This window comes from Butyricicoccus sp. OF10-2, from assembly GCF_003481925.1.
In the GTDB taxonomy this organism is placed as follows: Bacteria; Bacillota; Clostridia; order Oscillospirales; family Butyricicoccaceae; genus Agathobaculum; species Agathobaculum butyriciproducens.
In genome coordinates, this window is record NZ_QUMC01000015.1 from 15896 (window position 1) to 32966 (window position 17071).

20 protein-coding genes are annotated in these 17071 nt (G+C 53.0%); 17 read left to right on the forward strand and 3 right to left on the reverse strand.

The window, feature by feature from the left end:
- Positions 1-76: 76 nt before the first annotated feature.
- From yunB to DXB00_RS09045, 8 genes are all read left to right on the forward strand, one after another.
- A complete protein-coding gene (gene yunB / locus DXB00_RS09015) occupies positions 77-814 on the forward strand; it encodes a sporulation protein YunB (protein ID WP_118730309.1) in 738 nt (245 codons plus the stop codon).
- 73 nt (positions 815-887) lie between these two features.
- On the forward strand, positions 888-2882 hold the full coding sequence (gene ligA, locus DXB00_RS09020; RefSeq protein ID WP_118730310.1) for an NAD-dependent DNA ligase LigA: 1995 nt from the start codon (positions 888-890) through the stop codon (positions 2880-2882).
- Positions 2883-2970: 88 nt separating this feature from the next.
- Complete coding sequence (gene gatC, locus DXB00_RS09025) at positions 2971-3258, forward strand: Asp-tRNA(Asn)/Glu-tRNA(Gln) amidotransferase subunit GatC (RefSeq protein WP_110436649.1); 288 nt, start codon at positions 2971-2973, stop codon at positions 3256-3258.
- Positions 3259-3273: 15 nt separating this feature from the next.
- Positions 3274-4743: an Asp-tRNA(Asn)/Glu-tRNA(Gln) amidotransferase subunit GatA gene (gene gatA, locus DXB00_RS09030; protein WP_118564634.1), complete on the forward strand. Its 1470-nt coding sequence runs from the start codon at positions 3274-3276 to the stop codon at positions 4741-4743.
- 15 nt (positions 4744-4758) lie between these two features.
- The gene (gene gatB, locus DXB00_RS09035) at positions 4759-6183 is read left to right on the forward strand and encodes an Asp-tRNA(Asn)/Glu-tRNA(Gln) amidotransferase subunit GatB (RefSeq protein ID WP_117751995.1); all 1425 of its coding nucleotides are present in this window, start codon (positions 4759-4761) and stop codon (positions 6181-6183) included.
- Positions 6184-6405: 222 nt separating this feature from the next.
- Complete coding sequence (locus DXB00_RS09040; RefSeq protein ID WP_119214808.1) at positions 6406-6879, forward strand: hypothetical protein; 474 nt, start codon at positions 6406-6408, stop codon at positions 6877-6879.
- Positions 6880-6917: 38 nt separating this feature from the next.
- Positions 6918-7079, forward strand: coding sequence for a hypothetical protein (locus tag DXB00_RS16365; RefSeq protein ID WP_158578389.1), 162 nt, complete (start codon positions 6918-6920; stop codon positions 7077-7079).
- Positions 7080-7082: 3 nt separating this feature from the next.
- Complete coding sequence (locus tag DXB00_RS09045; protein ID WP_118730312.1) at positions 7083-8192, forward strand: transglutaminase-like domain-containing protein; 1110 nt, start codon at positions 7083-7085, stop codon at positions 8190-8192.
- 36 nt (positions 8193-8228) lie between these two features.
- Here the strand turns inward: DXB00_RS09045 and DXB00_RS09050 are convergent, their stop codons facing one another.
- From DXB00_RS09050 to DXB00_RS09060, 3 genes are all read right to left on the reverse strand, one after another.
- The gene (locus tag DXB00_RS09050) at positions 8229-8408 is read right to left on the reverse strand and encodes a hypothetical protein (RefSeq protein ID WP_118648416.1); all 180 of its coding nucleotides are present in this window, start codon (positions 8406-8408) and stop codon (positions 8229-8231) included.
- 261 nt (positions 8409-8669) lie between these two features.
- Positions 8670-9746: an IS30 family transposase gene (locus DXB00_RS09055; RefSeq protein WP_117751798.1), complete on the reverse strand. Its 1077-nt coding sequence runs from the start codon at positions 9744-9746 to the stop codon at positions 8670-8672.
- A gap of 188 nt (positions 9747-9934) precedes the next feature.
- A complete protein-coding gene (locus DXB00_RS09060; RefSeq protein WP_117488166.1) occupies positions 9935-10147 on the reverse strand; it encodes a hypothetical protein in 213 nt (70 codons plus the stop codon).
- 406 nt (positions 10148-10553) lie between these two features.
- Here DXB00_RS09060 and DXB00_RS09065 point away from each other — a divergent pair, with 406 nt between their 5' ends.
- The 9 genes from DXB00_RS09065 to DXB00_RS17205 all read left to right on the forward strand — a co-directional run bounded on the left by DXB00_RS09065 (position 10554) and on the right by DXB00_RS17205 (position 17059).
- The gene (locus tag DXB00_RS09065; RefSeq protein WP_116705647.1) at positions 10554-10781 is read left to right on the forward strand and encodes a hypothetical protein; all 228 of its coding nucleotides are present in this window, start codon (positions 10554-10556) and stop codon (positions 10779-10781) included.
- A 205-nt stretch (positions 10782-10986) separates the two neighbouring features.
- Positions 10987-11202 (forward strand): hypothetical protein, encoded by a 216-nt coding sequence (locus DXB00_RS09070; protein ID WP_116705646.1) that lies wholly within the window; start codon positions 10987-10989, stop codon positions 11200-11202.
- Between the two features lie 207 nt (positions 11203-11409).
- Positions 11410-11721 carry a hypothetical protein gene (locus DXB00_RS09075; protein WP_117488168.1) on the forward strand — a complete coding sequence of 104 codons (312 nt, stop codon included), beginning with the start codon at positions 11410-11412 and terminating at the stop codon, positions 11719-11721.
- Between the two features lie 17 nt (positions 11722-11738).
- Positions 11739-12743, forward strand: a complete 1005-nt coding sequence (locus tag DXB00_RS09080; protein WP_117488170.1) for an AcrVA2 family anti-CRISPR protein — start codon at positions 11739-11741, stop codon at positions 12741-12743.
- 428 nt (positions 12744-13171) lie between these two features.
- On the forward strand, positions 13172-13444 hold the full coding sequence (locus DXB00_RS09085; protein ID WP_116705703.1) for a hypothetical protein: 273 nt from the start codon (positions 13172-13174) through the stop codon (positions 13442-13444).
- Positions 13413-14405 (forward strand): DUF3991 and toprim domain-containing protein, encoded by a 993-nt coding sequence (locus DXB00_RS09090; RefSeq protein WP_158581288.1) that lies wholly within the window; start codon positions 13413-13415, stop codon positions 14403-14405. Before DXB00_RS09085 ends, DXB00_RS09090 begins: the two co-directional genes overlap by 32 nt.
- A gap of 107 nt (positions 14406-14512) precedes the next feature.
- The gene (locus DXB00_RS09095) at positions 14513-14821 is read left to right on the forward strand and encodes a plasmid mobilization protein (RefSeq protein WP_116705701.1); all 309 of its coding nucleotides are present in this window, start codon (positions 14513-14515) and stop codon (positions 14819-14821) included.
- On the forward strand, positions 14821-16311 hold the full coding sequence (locus DXB00_RS09100; RefSeq protein ID WP_119214809.1) for a relaxase/mobilization nuclease domain-containing protein: 1491 nt from the start codon (positions 14821-14823) through the stop codon (positions 16309-16311). The genes DXB00_RS09095 and DXB00_RS09100 overlap by 1 nt, the downstream gene beginning before the upstream one ends.
- A 7-nt stretch (positions 16312-16318) precedes the next feature.
- Positions 16319-17059 carry a DUF3801 domain-containing protein gene (locus DXB00_RS17205; RefSeq protein ID WP_243107188.1) on the forward strand — a complete coding sequence of 247 codons (741 nt, stop codon included), beginning with the start codon at positions 16319-16321 and terminating at the stop codon, positions 17057-17059.
- The last annotated feature ends 12 nt before the right edge of the window (positions 17060-17071 follow it).

Here is a 17071-nt window from a genome sequence, read left to right on the forward strand (position 1 = left end):
TTTAGGACGGTTTAGGACAGTTTTTTAATAGAGAAATATATTGTAACGCTTTACCGCAGGGTGCGGCAAGGTGATTATGCAAACGTATGCCGCATACGCTGAATGGGGTGGTATTATGCGGCGCAGACGGAAAAACGGCAGGAGACTGGCACTTGTCATACTGATACTGATAGTAGCGGCTGGTCTTGGTCTGCTGACCATACGCTTTCAGCGCATTTTCATGGAGTACGCCGTCAACGTCTGCGAGGACAGCGCCATCAAGGAGATCAACACCTTGATGGAGGACGAGGTTTTCTCCCATCCGGACGAATTTGCCGAACTTGTGGTGCTTGAGCGCGACAGCGACAACCGCATCACGGCCTTGCGTACGGATATTATCGCAGTCGGAAAGGTGAAGGCGCGTATCGTCAACGGTCTGTTTGACCGGCTGGATTATCTGGAGGAAACGCAGACCGAGGTGCCGCTCGGCACGGTATTTGCGCCCAATTTGTTTACCGGAATGGGCCCGAGGGTGAAGGTCGGTCTTGCGGGGCTTGCTCAGATGGAGGCGCAGTTCGTCAGCGCGTTTACCTCGGCGGGCATCAACCAGACGCGCCACCGGATTCTCATTGAGGTACACGCCGGCTTCCGCATTCTCACGCCGTTTGGCGGGGAAGACCGGGAAATCGTCTCGACATACCCGGTCACGGACACGGTTATCGTCGGCACGGTGCCCGAACGGTACACCTATATCGGCGGCTCCGGCTCTGATCTGCTCGGCGAAATCCGCGATTACGAGGAAAATTCGGATATTTCTCACGAAATCGGAAAATAATACTTCAAAAACTGCTCGTTATTTGGTATACTTAATCTGTGTGAGTATTTGCTCACACCAAAGGAGTTTTATTATGGACGTGCGTGAGCAGATTACCGCTCTGCGGGAGCAGCTGCGGTATCACAACGAAAAATACTATAACGAGGACGCGCCCGAGATCACCGACTATGAGTACGATATGCTGCAGCGTCAGCTTCGCACGCTCGAGGCCGAGCATCCGGAGATGGCGGACGCGAACTCTCCGACCCAGCGGGTCGGCGGCACGGCGAGCAGCCGGTTTGCCAAGGTGACGCACGCCTACCCGCTCGAAAGTCTGCAGGATGTTTTCTCGTTTGACGAGCTGGGCGAGTTCTATTCCCGTGTGGAGAATGCCGTCGGACAGGCGGAGTACGTTGTCGAGTACAAGATTGACGGCCTTTCGGTCGCGCTTGAATATGTGGACGGCGTGTTCGTCCGCGGTGCGACGCGCGGTGACGGTCAGGTGGGCGAGGACGTAACCAAGAACCTCAAAACCATCAAGGACATCCCGAAAAAGCTGGAGAACGCGCCGCCGCATTTGATCGTGCGTGGTGAGGTCTACATGAAAAAGTCCGTGTTCGATGCCCTCAACGCCGAACTGGAGCTGCACGACAAGCCGCTCCTCGCCAATCCGCGCAACGCGGCGGCGGGTTCTCTGCGGCAGAAGGACAGCAAAATTACGCGGGAAAGAAAGCTGTCCATCTTCTGCTTCAACATCCAGAACAGCGACGAGCTGCCGTTGGAAAGCCATGTGCAGGCGCTCGATTACCTCAAGAGCCTCGGTTTCCCGACAAGTCCGCGCTATCCGGTCTACACCGACCCGCAGGACGTGCAGCGCGAGATTGAGAACATGGGCGAGACCCGCGGTGAGCTGGATTTCGACATTGACGGCGCGGTCGTCAAGGTCAATTCCTTCGCGCAGCGCGAAACGCTCGGCTCGACCGCGAAATTTCCTCGGTGGGCGGCGGCGTACAAGTACCCGCCCGAGGTCAAGCAGACCCTGCTCAAGGATATCGTCATCACGGTAGGGCGCACCGGCGTGCTGACGCCGAATGCCGTGCTTGAGCCGGTAAGGCTTGCCGGTACAACGGTTTCGCGCGCAACGCTGCACAACCGCGATTTTATCCGTCAGCTGGACGCCCGCGTGGGCGACATTGTTTCCGTCCGAAAAGCCGGAGAAATCATTCCGGAGATCATCGGCGTGGAAAAGGACCGGCGTCCGCTGGATTCCGTGCCGTATGAGTTCCCGAAGGTCTGTCCGGTGTGCGGCGCTCCGGTCTACGATGACGAGGACGAAGCCGCGATTCGCTGCACGAGCGCGTCCTGTCCGGCACAGCTGCTGCGCAACCTGATGCACTTTGCGTCGCGTGACGCGATGGACATCGACGGCTGCGGCGAGGGCAACCTGCAAAAGCTGATCGACGCCGGACTGGTCAAGTCGGCGGCTGACCTGTACGACCTGACGGTCGAGCAGCTGCTGCCGCTCGGTAAAAAGGTGGACGTCTGGGCGAACAATCTTGTCCGCTCGATTGAAGCCAGCAAGACCCGCGACCTGTCGCGGCTGCTGTTCGCGTTCGGCATTCGGCATGTCGGCCAGAAGGCGGGCCGCATCCTGAGCGACCACTTCGGCTCGCTCGATGCGCTGCTGACTGCGCCGGTTGAGGAGATGACCGAGATACGCGACATCGGACAGACCACCGCGGAGAGCATCGCCGCCTGGCGGGAGCTGCCGCAGTCGCATACGCTGATCGAAAAGCTGCGCGCGCACGGCGTCAACTTCATCGGTGAAAAGACCGCAAAGAGCGACCTGCTCGCCGGAAAGACCATTGTGGCAACCGGCAGCCTGACGCTCTATACCCGCAAGGAGATCAACGATCTGATCGAGTCTCTCGGCGGCAAAGCGGCCGGTTCGGTCTCGAAAAAGACCAGCTATGTCGTCGCAGGCGAGAATGCCGGCAGCAAGCTGCAGAAGGCGGCGGAGTTGGGTGTTCCGGTGCTGACCGAGGAAGAGTTTAAGACGATGATTGAAGAAGGCAGCGGAAACGCTTAAATAAGATATGCCGTAGGGCACCCCGTCCTACGATAGATCATAAAATTCGTATCATAGATTTAAGATAAATAATTAGGAGGCAAACGACATGGCAATTTCCAGAAAAGAAATTGAGCACATCGCGTCCCTGGCACGTCTGGATTCGACCGGCGGCATTTTCGACCGTCTGGCCGATGACATGCAGGGTATCGTCGCAATGGTGGACAAGCTGGCTGAGCTTGATCTGGGCGATATCACCGATGTTATCAACACCGAGCGCAAGAATGCGTTCCACGAGGACGAAGTGATTCAGGAATTCACACCGGATGAGCTGATCGAGCCGAATGCACCGGACTTCCAGTGCGGCGGCGTAGCAGTTCCGCGTGTTGTCGAGTAAGGAGGGGACAGAATCATGGCACTTTACGAAAAAACTGCGTCCGAGCTGTCCGAGCTGCTCGGCAAAAAGGAAATCTCCGCAGTAGAGCTGGCAAAGGACGTTTTTGCCCGCACCAAGGCGGTAGAGGATAAGGTTCAGGGCTACGTTACCGTAGCCGAGGAGTCCGCGCTGGCACAGGCAGAAGCGGTTGACAAGAAGCGCGCGAGCGGCGATACGCTGTCCGCGCTGGCCGGTATTCCGATCGCAATTAAGGACAACATCTGCACCAAGGGCACGCTGACCACCTGCGCGTCCAAGATGCTGGCGGGCTTCAAGCCGCCGTATAACGCAACCGTTATGGAGAAGCTGATTGCTTCCGATGCGGTCATCACCGGCAAGGCCAACATGGACGAGTTCGCAATGGGCTCCTCCTGCGAGAATTCGGCTATGCACCCGACCCACAACCCGCATGGTCTCGACCGTGTACCGGGCGGTTCCTCCGGCGGCTCCGCTGCTGTTGTTGCAGCAGGCGAGGCTCCGCTGGCGCTCGGCTCGGATACCGGCGGCTCTATCCGTCAGCCGGCGTCCTTCTGCGGCGTTGTCGGCATGAAGCCGACCTACGGTGCGGTTTCCCGTTACGGTCTGATCGCATTCGCATCTTCTCTCGACCAGATCGGCCCGTTCGGCCGCTCCATCGAGGACGCAGCCATGCTGCTCGATGCGGTTACCGGTCACGATCCGCTGCACGATTCCACCTCTGTCAAGACCCCGTTTGAGGGTTCGCTGCGCGCAAACCTGAACGCAGACGTCAAGGGTCTCAAGATCGGTCTGCCGAAGGAGTATTTCGGCGAGGGCATCTCGGATGCCGTTCGCAAGAACGTTATGGCGGCTGCAGAGGCGTACAAGGCACTCGGCGCAGAGGTATTCGAGATCTCTCTGCCGCTCGTTGAGTATGCACTGCCGATCTACTACATCCTCTCTTCCGCAGAGGCTTCCTCCAACCTTGCCCGTTTCGATGGCGTAAAGTACGGCTACCGTACCCCGAATGCAGGCGACGACATCATCGAGCTGTACACCAAGAGCCGTTCCGAGGGCTTCGGCGCCGAGGTACAGCGCCGCATCATGCTGGGCACCTACGTTCTGTCCTCCGGCTACTACGATGCATACTACAAGAAGGCTCGTGCCGCACAGCGCAAGATCCGCGAGGAGTTTGCAAACGCATTTGAGAAGTGCGACGTCATCCTGACGCCGGTTGCGCCGACCACGGCTTACGAGATCGGCTCCAAGACTACCAATCCGCTCGAGATGTACGCAGGCGATATCTGCACGGTTTCCGTCAATATCGCCGGTCTGCCGGGTCTGGTTCAGCCGTGCGGTTTTGATGAGAACCACATGCCGGTCGGCATGCAGCTCATCGGTCCGCGCTTCGGCGAGCAGACGCTGCTGAACGCCGGTCTGGCTTTTGAGCAGGCGTCCGGTCTCAAGAACATCATCGCTGCACTGTAAGGGAGGAAGACAAACATGAAATACGAAGCTGTCATCGGTCTGGAAGTGCATGCGGAGCTGTCCACCAAGAGCAAGATCTACTGCTCGTGCTCCACTGGCTTCGGCGCACCGATCAACACCCACACCTGCCCGGTCTGCACCGGTATGCCGGGCGCACTGCCGGTACTCAACAAGCAGGTTGTACACTACGCCGCAAAGATGGGCAAGGCTACCGGCTGCACCATCAATCAGCTGTGCAAGGCTGACCGTAAGAACTATTTTTACCCTGATCTGCCGAAGGCATATCAGATCTCTCAGTTTGATGTGCCGATCTGCGAGAACGGCGAGGTATTCTTCTATGTGGACGGCGTGAAGCACTCCTGCCGTCTCGAGCGCATCCACTTCGAGGAGGATGCGGGCAAGCTGCTGCATGACGAGATCGACGGCACCATCGTTGACTTCAACCGCTGCGGCGTACCGCTGATCGAGATGGTAACCCGTCCCGACCTGCATTCCTCTGCCGAGGCAAAGGAATTCCTTGAAATGATCAAGACCACGCTGTCCTACCTCGACATCTGCGACTGCAAGATGGAGGAAGGCTCCATCCGCTGCGACGTAAACGTTTCCATCCGTCCGGAAGGCTCCACCGAGCTGGGCACCCGTGTCGAGATGAAGAACATCAACACCTTCTCCGGTGCGGTCCGTGCGATCGACTACGAGATTGCCCGTCAGATCGAGGTTGTAGAGAACGGCGGCGAAATCCAGCAGGAGACCCGCCGCTGGGATGACGTAAAGCTGAAGAACACGGTAATGCGTACCAAGGAAGATGCGCAGGACTATCGTTACTTCCCGGATCCGGACCTGATCGCCGTAGAGATCTCCGACGAGTGGCTGCACCAGATCGAGAGCGAGGTTCCGGAGCTGCCGATCACCCGTTACGAGCGTTACCTCAACGAGTACGGCATGACCGCCATGGAGGCGCGTCTGCTGTCCGACAGCTTTGAGAAGGCCGAGCTGCTCGACGCTGCCGCAAAGCAGGTTAAGCCCAAGGCTGCCGCAAACTGGATCCTGTCCGATATCTCCAAGTACCTGAACGACAAGGGCGTAAGCCTCCGCGAGACCAAGATGACCGCAGACAAGCTGGTTGCTCTGGTCAAGCTAATCGAGGCGGGCATCATCTCCGGCAACGCCGGCAAGAAGGTTCTGCCGAGCATGTTCGAGACCGACGAGACCGTTGAGGCCATCGTTGACCGCATGGGTCTCAAGCAGGTATCCGACGAGGGCGCTATCCTCGCCATCGTACAGGACGTTATCGCCAAGAACGAAAAGGCTGTTGCCGATTTCAAGGCAGGCAAGAATGTTACCGGCTTCCTCGTAGGCCAGTGCATGAAGGCTTCCAAGGGTCAGGGCAACCCGCAGATCATCAACAAGCTGATCGCATCCGAGCTGGCAAAGCTGTAATTCAGCTTAAAACCGGATTGATACAAGAGGATACAGAACGGTACTGTTCTGTATCCTTTTTGTGCTTTTTTGGGGGAGAAATTTGTCGGAGAGAGCGGTTGCATTGGGGGAAAATGTTGTAAATCGACAGATATAGGAGCTGTTATGTATAAATGGATATGTAGGTATCGACTGGATGAAAAATATAGAAAAGAGTAAAAATGGAATTTGACAGGTGAAGGAATGCACATAACGGATTGGCTGGAAATGCTGGGTGAGCACTTTCCGCTGGTGGTGATCGGCTGTGCTGAGGCACTGCTGGGGGTTGTGCTCCTGTGTGCTGCGCTGCGGAACCGCAGGCAGTGCACGGATAAAAAAAGGAGCGCACTCCGGCGGGCAGATGAGATTCTGCTGTACAACATGGATCGACAGAGCAATGACGTATGCCGTATCATGCGTCAGCACGACCTGCTGCCGATTTGTGCGGCAGACGATATGCAGAGCCTGCTCGGTGTGACGTTCGAGCAGCTCCGGCAGGATGTTATGCTGCTTGCGGACGTGCTGGAGGACGGGCAGAAAGGCGTTTCCGTCTGGAAGAGATACCGTGCGTGGGCCGGAGCGCAGCCGTTCGAGACCGTCCTCGGACAAAGAACGGCGAGTGGGTGCAGACACAGGGTCTTGACCCGTTTACACAGTCGGCGGCATATTAACGGCTGACCGGCGATGCACCGGCAGCCAACACGGTCGAGGTATCGGTGCAGAACGCTTCGCGCGACGCGGTGTATGCACCGGCTTCGATGGAAAAGGTAACGGACGGTGCCGTGCACGAACGCAGAGACACGCTGCTCAAGGGGCGCGGTCTGTTCGGTACCCGCAATTATACGGTGATCGAGGTTTCGGGTACGCGGCCGTCGTAGCTCATGGTCGCGGAGAGCTGGGTCAGCAGCCCGCAGACCGAGGAGCAGACAGCCTATGCGGAAGCAGAGTCGGTCTATCGCAGCTTTGTGTATGATGCATATACCGCAGCGGACGAGGATTTGCTGCCTATGCTGAACCGTCTGTTCTGGCAGGATTATGATGATGAAAATGACGGCGTTTACAGTGCGCTCAGCCGCATCCGCGAGGTGCTGAAAGCGCAGGTGCGCTACAGCGAGGCTGCCGGAGCCGCACCGAATAATGCGGACCCGATTGCATATTTTCTGACAGACTCGCGGAAGGGCAATGCAGTGCTTTATGCCTCAGCGACCGTGCAGGCGCTGCGGGCACACGGCATTCCCGCACGTTACGCGGAAGGTTACTATCTGCCGATTGCCAAAACGCAGAGCAGCGCGGACGGAACAGCTGCGCTGACCGGTCAGGACGCACATGCATGGGCTGAGGTCTATTTTGACGGTATCGGCTGGCTGCCGGTTGATGCGACGCCGGGTTACTATTTTGACGCGGTTGCGCTGCAGCAGATGGTCAGCCTGCCGGATACGGTGCGCAAAACTGCGGCTATCGACGAAGATCGGTCAGGTGCGGATCAGGTGGTCGAGCCGTCCGGCATCGGTGGTTCCGAGCAGTCCAAGCCGCTGACTGTGGTGAAAAACGTGGCTGCGGTTGGATTCGGTATTGCCGGCATAATTATTGTGCTGTTCACGCTGCTGCTGTGCGCGATGGAGCTGACGCGCATGTTCCTGCTGTGGAATGCGGAACGCAGACGGCGCAGAATGTCGATTGAGGAGCGTGTGCGGCAGTCGCAGAAGCTGATGTTCAAGCTGATTTCCCTCTGGGGAATTGACGCGGCGCTCGGCTGGGAGACCGCAGCGACCGATAAGGCGCTTGCGGACACGCTGCCGTCGGTTAAGCCCGGAGAGTACGAGCGTGTGAACGGTCTGCTTGAGAAAACCATATACGGCGGCATCGCGCTTGAGCCGTTCGAGGAGCGCGCGCTCGATCTGTTCGTGCAGCGGCTTTGGGGAAGAAATGTGAAGAAAAGCTGGAAAATGCGTCTTAAACTGCGGTACGCGTGCTTGTTGGCGGCGAAATAAAAAGAAATCCCGAGGCGATAGGCTTCGGGATTTTTACTATTGCTGTACCTGCGGCAGCAGCAGGCGGAAGGCGCAGAGCAGCAGTTCCTCACGCGTGTGCAGCTGTGCGCTATGCGGAAGAATGCGCTGTCGGATTTCCGGAGAAAGTGCGTAAAAACAGTTGTTAGCCGTTTGATCAATGGACAACAGTGCTGTAAGATTGCAGAAATACTTCATGGAAATTCACCTCGGGATTCAGTATGGACAAGGGGAGAGCAAGCTATACGCAAAAACTTTTGGGAAAAAGCTGAGTAGCAAGAGTAAAATTAACACAAATTGATAGAAGATTTTTAGGCATTGTGTACATCATACACAATGCCTTTACTTTTTACGCTTTATCAGCACTTTTTTGGGGTAATTCGAGGTATTTTAAGCACGCCAACAAGGAGTGACTTTTTTCGCCACTCCTAAAATGAGAAAATATGCGATTTTGACGGCTTATTCCTGCTGCTGCATATACAGTTCGTACACTGTATTGGAGGTTGCCCAGCTGAGAACCTTGCGTGGATAGTTATTGATCCAGTCCTGCAAGGCAGCGATCTGTGCTGCCGTCACCTTGGAGAAGTCAGTACCTTTTGGAAACCATCGCCGGATTAGACGATTAGCGTTCTCGTTAGAACCACGCTCCCAGCTATGGTGGGCATGACAGTAATAGACTTTCGTGCGCTTCTCACTCTTGCGCAGGCCGGAGTTCTCCATGCCATCCACATTGGCAAATTCGCTGCCGTTATCTACGGTGATCGTTCGGAAAGTATCTGTGAATTTCTTTGCACCCATACTGCGTTCAAGACGATTGAGCGCACGAACTACGCTGGCAGAGGTACGGTCGCGCATCTTGATAATGAGTTCTTTGCGCGACAGGCGCTCCGTCAGTACGAGTAAGGCCGGTTTCAGCCGAACGGCTTTTGCCTTTTTCGTGGTGGTATACACAGTATCCATCTCCCAATGGCCGAGCGTTGTACGCTCATCTACTTCCTCTGGGCGATAATCAATGCTGGTTCCGGCAGATACACGCTTCTGTGTTTTGATACGTCTATATTTGCGCTTCTGTCTACCTTTCATGGGCAAATCTGTTCTGTTGATATTCAGAACGCCGGTATCAATATAGTTGTATACGGTGCGCGCACAAATTTTCACATCAAAATCCCAGCCTTTGTTGTTCAATTCGGCCACTGCCGCCGAGGGCGAGTAATTCTTTTTGATGACCAGAGTTTCCAAAGCCTTAGCGAGCTTGTGATCGTGTCCAATCTTGACCTGTGCACCTTTAGCTGCAAGATTAGTCTGATAACGCTGCTCTGCAATTTCCGGCGAATATCTAATTTCCGTAGTCAGGTCGGAATTTGTGTGTTCATACTGACCGCGTTTTAACTCGTTGCATACAGTTACATGGCTGCATCCAACAACATCTGCTATATCGCGTGTGCTATGACCCTGTAAGCGTAGATGCTCAATCAGCAGGCGTTGTGTTTGCTTTAAGTGTTGTCCTTTTCGGTATCGTTGAATAGTTGCACTCATTATATCTATCCCCTATATATTGTGGTATGCAAAAGATTATAACACATTATATATGATAAATCTTTGGTAAAAGCAAACAAAAATCAATATCTGTGATATGTAGATAACAACAATACAACATATTGTGTCAGTTGCTAATATACGAATTAAAGAAAAAAGAAAAAGACTGCGTAAGCAGTCTTTTTTGTTTATGGAATTACAGTTCCATCGGGGAATTGAAAACAGATCTTTGCTTCTGCGCCGATGGCTTCTCCGATAGCAGTCCATTCTTCTGGTGAAAGTTTTCCGGTGGAAAGGCGCTTGCTCAACAGTTGTGGTGACCAGTCTAATCGACGAGCTAATTCGGCATTGGATAGATCGCAGTATGCGAGCGCCTGCTTTACGATTTGTTTTGTTGTCATAATATTACCCCCTTGCAATGAAGTATAAACCAAAAAGTATAAAATGTCAATATTTTAGTTTATAAATATCAACTAAAGGGTTGACAATATAACCGAATGGTTTATAATATACTTGTAAGGCAAGGAGAGTAAAACCTCTGATCTGAAAGGAAGTGAGGTAGCATGGAGGAAATGACCTGTAAGGAAATCGCCAGACTGATCGAATGGCTGAAATCCAAGGGGCATACGCCCGACGAAATCATTGCTTGCATTGAGCATATCAGCAAGTAATGAAAATGGCTTGCGGTAACGCCGACCAAAGCCACACCGCAAGCCAAAAATCAAAAGGCCAGCCGGAAGCCTTACTCCGGCTGTACCTTGATTATAACCCGAGTAAGGCACTAAAATCAAGGGAGGAAGTCTGAAAATGAACCATAAGTATGAGCAGCGCACAATCTGTCCGAATGGCGAGATCAGAACTCGGACGATTGATGCAAACGAACTTGTCGATCTGCTGTTGCAGATGCACTTTTTGAAGCAGAGCGGCGAACAGCTTATGCTGGAAAGCAATGCGAACGATGAAAACGGCTGGGCGTGGAACCAGATCAAGGTAACTCGCGGTAAAACGGTTTCATATTTCACTCGTATCGGCTAAAAGATAGTACTGTGCGAAAACGTTATCATATCGGAGTGCGACTGCTCTCAGTGCCCGACGCGCGAGCTATGCGAGGCTCTATGCGCTTATGATAACCGCTAAGCAACATCCATTTTGGCGCAATTTCTCTTGACAACACGCCAAAATGGCGTTATAGAAGAGATACAGAACACCAACCAACAGCATAGAATCAAGGAGGAAAACCATGAAAATCATCAGTAATGAAACCGGCGAAACCATTGCCAACATCCTTACCAACCACAGCATGACCCTCGACGAAGCCCTCGACCTCGTAGGTGCAGAGCCCCTCGAAGCCGAAAACTCGTGTGACCCGGATTACATCCTTAACGGCGTTGAACTCTGGTACGACGATCTCGACCTCGTACCGGATAATTACGGCGAGGAAAGCGAGGACGAGTGAACGGTCCTGCCCAGCCCGGCAAAAGCTCCCGCAGTGATAGTTGGGACATCACCGGGCAACGCCACGGCAGTCTGACCGCGATCCGTCCCACAGACAAAAGGCATTTACAAAGCGCCACCTGTGGGACTGATGCAAGACAGATCGGGTATATCAGAGGGAGCCGCCGCTCCCTCTGATATAACAGAAGCTACAAGGAGGATAGCAACCATGAAACTTCAGTTTTTCTCTTTAACCCCGTCAGTGCCCGGTGTGAATATGCTGCGGCTGAAAGACGGTGTATACAGCCGCGTTCCGCTGTTGCCGGGTGCGCCTGTTGAGGTACGCCGCAAGGTGCTTTGCGAAGATGCAGGAGCACCGGTTTCGCAAGTGTGGGCACGAGCGCTGGATAAGGAATTGTATCCGATGCTGATTACCAGTCATCACATCGGCGTACTGGAATTTGCGATCCCGGCTGATGCTGATTATTACACCGAAGCCGAAGTACAGGCCATCGACACGCAGCGCGTACAGCGTGCATAAAGAAAGAGGAAAATCATATGTTGACTGAGCAAAACACTCCATTGCCGCTGGTGCGGCAATGGAGCAACCTTATTCCGCATTGCTGGGAGGATTTAGACGAGCTGGCCGATAAAACCCGTGCAACGCAGCCCTCTAATATGGCTGCGGATGCGGAACTGTATGCAGCTATGAGCATTGTACAGGCACACGCTGTAAATGGTGCTCTGCCCGTGGAGATCTCGCACGCATCGTTCGAGCTTTTCTGCTGTGCGCTTTGGCGGCGCAACAAGGTCGTGTACACCTTTGATGATACGCTGGCCGCAGAGCTTGTACAGCAGGCCGACGAGTGGGACGATAGTGATAATCTGCCGATCGAGGTACTGCTGCATCCGCCGTACCGCTGTGCTTTTATCTCCTGTTCCGGCGTTATTGACCCGGAGATTATCGGTTTCTTCCCGTTTATCGTGCGAGATATGGATAAAGGAACACCTGTCTTTTACGTTTGTGTGGTGTACAAAACTTTCAGTACCTTGACTATGCCGCTATATCTTAATGGCCTGACGGTTGGCGATTGCATCAATGCAACGACCAAAGCGGCAAACCGAGCAAAACATCCGGACGGCTATGAGGTAAATTTAGACCGCACCACTATTTTGCGATACCTGAATTTGTACTTATATATCTGCGCCGCTAATGCGGATATAGCATCGACACCGGCGCAGACATACCGCCCACGTTCGGCTGCCGCACCGATCCGCGACAGGTTCCGCGAGGTGCAGTCATATGATACCGGTCTGGCAATCGGCTCGGCCTTGCGCCGAGCGCAGGCCGAGGAGAAAAACACCAAAGCACAGCAGCGCGGCACTGCTCGTCGGCGCAGCGGCCACATTCGCACGCACACTCGTCGCGGACACTGGCACCACTTTTGGACTGGCAGTAAGTCCAAGCCGGAAAGCCGCAAAGTCGTTCTGCGCTGGCTGCATCCGATGCTGGTCGGTCGCAGCGATGAACCGGACACAACCACGGTTCACCCAGTCCAATAATCAACTTTACGATTTTCTCGAAAACGGCTCTAAGTGGTCAAAAAAGTTCAAAATCAATATTTCAAAGGTCGAAGCAATTCGACCTTTTTTCTATGCTCTCAAGTCGAATTTTATCAGACACTATGTTTAGTAAGTCTGAAATTTTGTAAACAAATTGTGAACAATCATCGAAAAAGTGTTACACCCCCCCCTCTATATGAGTATAGTAGAGGCTTTTATTTTAAGGTGCTATTTCCGATAACCGAAATTCATAACTTTTTTGCACTTTTACAAAATCCTCTGCTGTACCTTGATAACCGAACAGCATGGGTGCGCTCCTGTGAAGCAAGCGCCGGAAGTTGAAATCCGTTAGGATAAAGGGAAGATAACAGCGAGCGTCAGCGGCTCAATACTGACGCACGAGAAAACAAAGAAAGGAGGGATTGTATATGGCAAGTACCAGTGAACAGATCAAACGCATAGAAACTGATATTTTGAAGGTGCAGACCAAAATCAAAGCGTATCAGGAGAAGCTCTCGCAGCTTACCGAGAAGCGCAAACAGTTGCAGGAACGCGCTCTGCTTGAAAAGATCAGTGAGATTGCACCAACCTATGACGATGCGCAGACGCTGCTTGACCTGTTAGCAGCAGAGCGCCCGTCAGCAGATACTAAGGACGGAGGAAATGCGCATGACAACGAACGCGAACCGCCGCGTGACTGACGAGCAGATCGAACGCGCACGCAGCATTGACCTTGTGCAGTTCTTGCAGCAGTATGAGCCGCCCGGAGAGCTGAAACGTATTGGTCAGTCATGGACACTGAAATCTCATGACAGTATGCGTATCTCAGCAGATGGTCGATGGAACTGGTTCTCACAGAACAAGGGCGGCGGCGATGCAATCGGCTTTCTTCAAGCCGTTCATGGCATGAGTTTTCAGGATGCAGTGCGCACACTGGCCGGTGAGGATTTTAAGACGATCCCCGCCACGCAGGCAGAGCACAAAGCAAAGCCGCCTGAGCGCACAGCATTCGCCCTGCCGCCAAAGAATAACGGCAACCGTCGCGTGTTTGCATACCTGCATCGGTCGCGCGGCATTGCGGCAGAGATCATCAATCACTGTATCAAGAATAATCTGCTGTATGAGGACGCGCAGCATCACAATGCTGTGTTCGTTGGCAAGGACGAAAACGGCACTGCGAAGTACGCTTTCCTGCGTGGTACGCTCACCGGTTCACACTTCCGTCAAGAAGCAACCGGCAGTGATAAAAGTTACGGATTTTTTCTACGCGGCAGCGGTAAAACCTTGTTTGTTTGCGAAGCTGCGATTGATGCGCTTTCCATTGCAACGCTGCGAAAGTTTGAGGGTCTGGATTGGAAGAAAGACAACTATCTTGCGCTCGGCGGTGTGACAGCATCGGAGAGCAAACTGCCTGCTGCACTGGAGCGAACGCTCAATACTTTTTCTTTTAAGCGGGTCGTTCTTTGCTTCGATAACGACGCAGCCGGACAGACCGCAGCGCGCAGAATTTTTACGATGCTGCGTCAGCGGTTTCCGGAAAATCTTGAAGTGCGAACCTGTGTTCCCAAAGTGAAAGATTTCAACGATCAGCTTTGTGTTAAACTGCAAAACGGAAAAAAATCACCCTCGCGCGGGACGCGCGAGAGCACTTTATCGCGCTAAAGGTTAGAACTTTCGCAAGCATAGGTTTTTGGGTACCCAAAAACCGGCTTGTTAAGGGGATACCCCCTAATACCCCCAAGCGACCATAGAACAAGGAATTGTTAAAAATGAGAAAGCGAGTACACCAAATTAAGTTCCGTTTGGACGATGATGAACTTATGCTGCTCCGGCGAAAATTGCGTGAAAGCAATTTGTCGATGGCTGAGTATTTTCGCAGATTACTGGTATATGGCGAAATCAAAATCTATCCAAATGCGTTTGTTGCAGACCTGCAAAAACAGGTCAAAGGTGTTGGTCGAAATATCAATCAGATCACGCGCCTTGCACACATTTCCGGCAAGGTATCGCTTGAAACTTTGCGTCAAATTTCCGCAGCACAGGAGAAAATCGAGCAGCAGCTGGAGAGGTTGAACTAATGGCGGTTTTGCAAATTCATGTCATCCGGGCAACGGGTGGACGAAACCAATTAAATGACCGCATCAAGTATATAATGAACCCGGAGAAAACGGCGTGCCAAGGTTTTCACAGTTTCTTCGGAATTAAGGACACGCTGACTTCCGGTTTCACTTGCGCGTGTGATGAAGCCTATCAGCAGATGATGGAAACCAAGCAGCACGAAAAGAAAACGGATAAAGTCCTCGGCTATCATTACATTCAGTCGTTCAAGCCGGGTGAAGTCACGCCGGAGGAAGCACACCAAGTTGGGTGCGAATTTATCGAGCGATGCTTCGCAGAAGATTTTGAAGTTGTGATAGGCACTCACACAGATCATGCGCATATACACAACCACATAATCCTCAATTCAGTGTCGTTCGTGGACGGTCACAAGTTCCAATCCACACCGGCAAGTTTCTACAAGCTGCGGGAAATTTCTGATGAGATTTGCCGAGCGCATCACCTGTCGGTTATCGATGATCCCAAGACCCGCAAGGCCAAGCACTATGCGGAATGGAAAGCCGAACAGGAGTACCGCCCAACAATCCGAAATGAGATCCGGCGTGATATTGATGTCGTGCTCAAGCAGTCACATTCGCTCAATAATTTTTGGGAACTGCTCAGGCTGCGCGGCTACGAAATCAAGTTCAATGAAAAGCGCAAGTACGCTGCCATTCGCCCGCCAAACGGTAAACGTTTTATTCGCATGAAATCGCTTGGTGAGGAATACACACCGCGCGAACTTGTGAAGCGGCTGGAAGCCGCCGACAAAAGCGAAGTTGCGGCAAACCGGAGATCCTTTCAGCAAATCTATCAGCAGAGAAAACACCGAAAGAAATATTACGCGCTGCCATGGACAATCATTCCGCATCGGCGGCTTACGCTGCGCGGCATTCGTGCCTTGTACTGGCGCTATGTTTATATGCTTAGTAAGGTGCGCGCGCGCAAAGCACCGCGCGCAGTCCGCGGCGTAATGCTCGATGAGTTAAAGAAACTGGAGCGATATTCGCAGCAGTATTATTTCTTGCGTGATAATCGACTGAACACGAAAGCAGATGTGAACCTGTACGAAGAAGCGCTATCGAATGAAATTTATGTTTTGACAGACAGGAGAAAACATCTGTATGCAGAATGTCGAAAGCCGGATGCTGATAAGCAGACGCTCAAAGCGCAGACCAAAGGATTGACCGAAGAACTGCGTGTGCTGCGAAAAAAGCAGCGTACCTGTAAGACGGTTTTAGAAAACGCGCCCGCCATGGAGGAACGGCTGGAAACAGCAAACACTGAGTGGCAGCGTATTGAAAGAAATGAAGATGAACATAGTAAGGAAGTGAAACCAAATGTCGGTAGAAGCAGAAGCGGCGGAACGAGTGCTGCGCATGGAGATCATGCTGACCGAATCCGCAGTCAAACTCGCGGCAACCGGAGCAGTAAACCTCGCAATGCTGCTGATCGCGGCTGTGAGAAATGAAGTCCACATGGGTGGAAGAACCAATGTGGCAAAAATGCTGGAGCAAGGCAAACAGATCACAGCATTTCCTATTAACACAGACAGTTTGACGAAGTTTGCCGAACTGGCAAAGAAGCACAAATTAGCCTGTGGCTATATCCCTGACCCGCAGAACCCAGCGACTACAAATGTTGTCATCAAGACCGAAGATGCAGAGCTTGCAAATAAGATTCGCAAGGACGCAGGTATCGAGATTTTGCCGGGTATCGACGAAAAAAAACAGAACGCCAGTCCGTTCGCCAGCGTGTTGCAGAAATCCGAAAATACAATGGCGCGCGAACTGGCATCAACAATGACTACGGCGATGACGAAGAACAGTCCGACGATCAATCCTATTCAAACTACGAATAATGGTATCACGCAGGATCAGGCAAATATGATGCTGACACAGCTTACCGCTCTGAGAGGTGTGCTGGCAAACGGCGGTAATGTTCATGAGTGCCAGGCAGCACTTATTGCGGTCACAGATGAATTGAAGCGTTTGCTGATGCCGCCGGAACAGACACAGGAAACGGACAAAGCGGAGCAGTCTAAGTCGGAGGATAGATCCGAGGAAAGAAAGGCTGCGGCCCCGAAGCCGAGCGGCAAAGGAAAAGTATCTATTCGGCAGCGCATTGCGGATATTAAAGCGCGTGCCACACATACGCCGCAGCACACCAAGGACAAGCAGTACCAGCCGAAACATTCCATCAACGATCTGACAAAATAAATGAGGAGTGAG

Excerpts from the sequence above, each read along its gene's own strand:
- yunB (WP_118730309.1), top strand. The coding sequence starts at position 77 with ATGCAAACGTATGCCGCATACGCTGAATGGGGTGGTATTATGCGGCGC.
- ligA (WP_118730310.1), top strand. The coding sequence starts at position 888 with ATGGACGTGCGTGAGCAGATTACCGCTCTGCGGGAGCAGCTGCGGTAT.
- gatC (WP_110436649.1), top strand. The coding sequence starts at position 2,971 with ATGGCAATTTCCAGAAAAGAAATTGAGCACATCGCGTCCCTGGCACGT.
- gatA (WP_118564634.1), top strand. The coding sequence starts at position 3,274 with ATGGCACTTTACGAAAAAACTGCGTCCGAGCTGTCCGAGCTGCTCGGC.
- gatB (WP_117751995.1), top strand. The coding sequence starts at position 4,759 with ATGAAATACGAAGCTGTCATCGGTCTGGAAGTGCATGCGGAGCTGTCC.
- DXB00_RS09040 (WP_119214808.1), top strand. The coding sequence starts at position 6,406 with ATGCACATAACGGATTGGCTGGAAATGCTGGGTGAGCACTTTCCGCTG.
- DXB00_RS09045 (WP_118730312.1), top strand. The coding sequence starts at position 7,083 with ATGGTCGCGGAGAGCTGGGTCAGCAGCCCGCAGACCGAGGAGCAGACA.
- DXB00_RS09050 (WP_118648416.1), bottom strand. The coding sequence starts at position 8,408 with ATGAAGTATTTCTGCAATCTTACAGCACTGTTGTCCATTGATCAAACG.
- DXB00_RS09055 (WP_117751798.1), bottom strand. The coding sequence starts at position 9,746 with ATGAGTGCAACTATTCAACGATACCGAAAAGGACAACACTTAAAGCAA.
- DXB00_RS09060 (WP_117488166.1), bottom strand. The coding sequence starts at position 10,147 with ATGACAACAAAACAAATCGTAAAGCAGGCGCTCGCATACTGCGATCTA.
- DXB00_RS09065 (WP_116705647.1), top strand. The coding sequence starts at position 10,554 with ATGAACCATAAGTATGAGCAGCGCACAATCTGTCCGAATGGCGAGATC.
- DXB00_RS09070 (WP_116705646.1), top strand. The coding sequence starts at position 10,987 with ATGAAAATCATCAGTAATGAAACCGGCGAAACCATTGCCAACATCCTT.
- DXB00_RS09075 (WP_117488168.1), top strand. The coding sequence starts at position 11,410 with ATGAAACTTCAGTTTTTCTCTTTAACCCCGTCAGTGCCCGGTGTGAAT.
- DXB00_RS09080 (WP_117488170.1), top strand. The coding sequence starts at position 11,739 with ATGTTGACTGAGCAAAACACTCCATTGCCGCTGGTGCGGCAATGGAGC.
- DXB00_RS09085 (WP_116705703.1), top strand. The coding sequence starts at position 13,172 with ATGGCAAGTACCAGTGAACAGATCAAACGCATAGAAACTGATATTTTG.
- DXB00_RS09090 (WP_158581288.1), top strand. The coding sequence starts at position 13,413 with ATGACAACGAACGCGAACCGCCGCGTGACTGACGAGCAGATCGAACGC.
- DXB00_RS09095 (WP_116705701.1), top strand. The coding sequence starts at position 14,513 with ATGAGAAAGCGAGTACACCAAATTAAGTTCCGTTTGGACGATGATGAA.
- DXB00_RS09100 (WP_119214809.1), top strand. The coding sequence starts at position 14,821 with ATGGCGGTTTTGCAAATTCATGTCATCCGGGCAACGGGTGGACGAAAC.
- DXB00_RS17205 (WP_243107188.1), top strand. The coding sequence starts at position 16,319 with ATGGGTGGAAGAACCAATGTGGCAAAAATGCTGGAGCAAGGCAAACAG.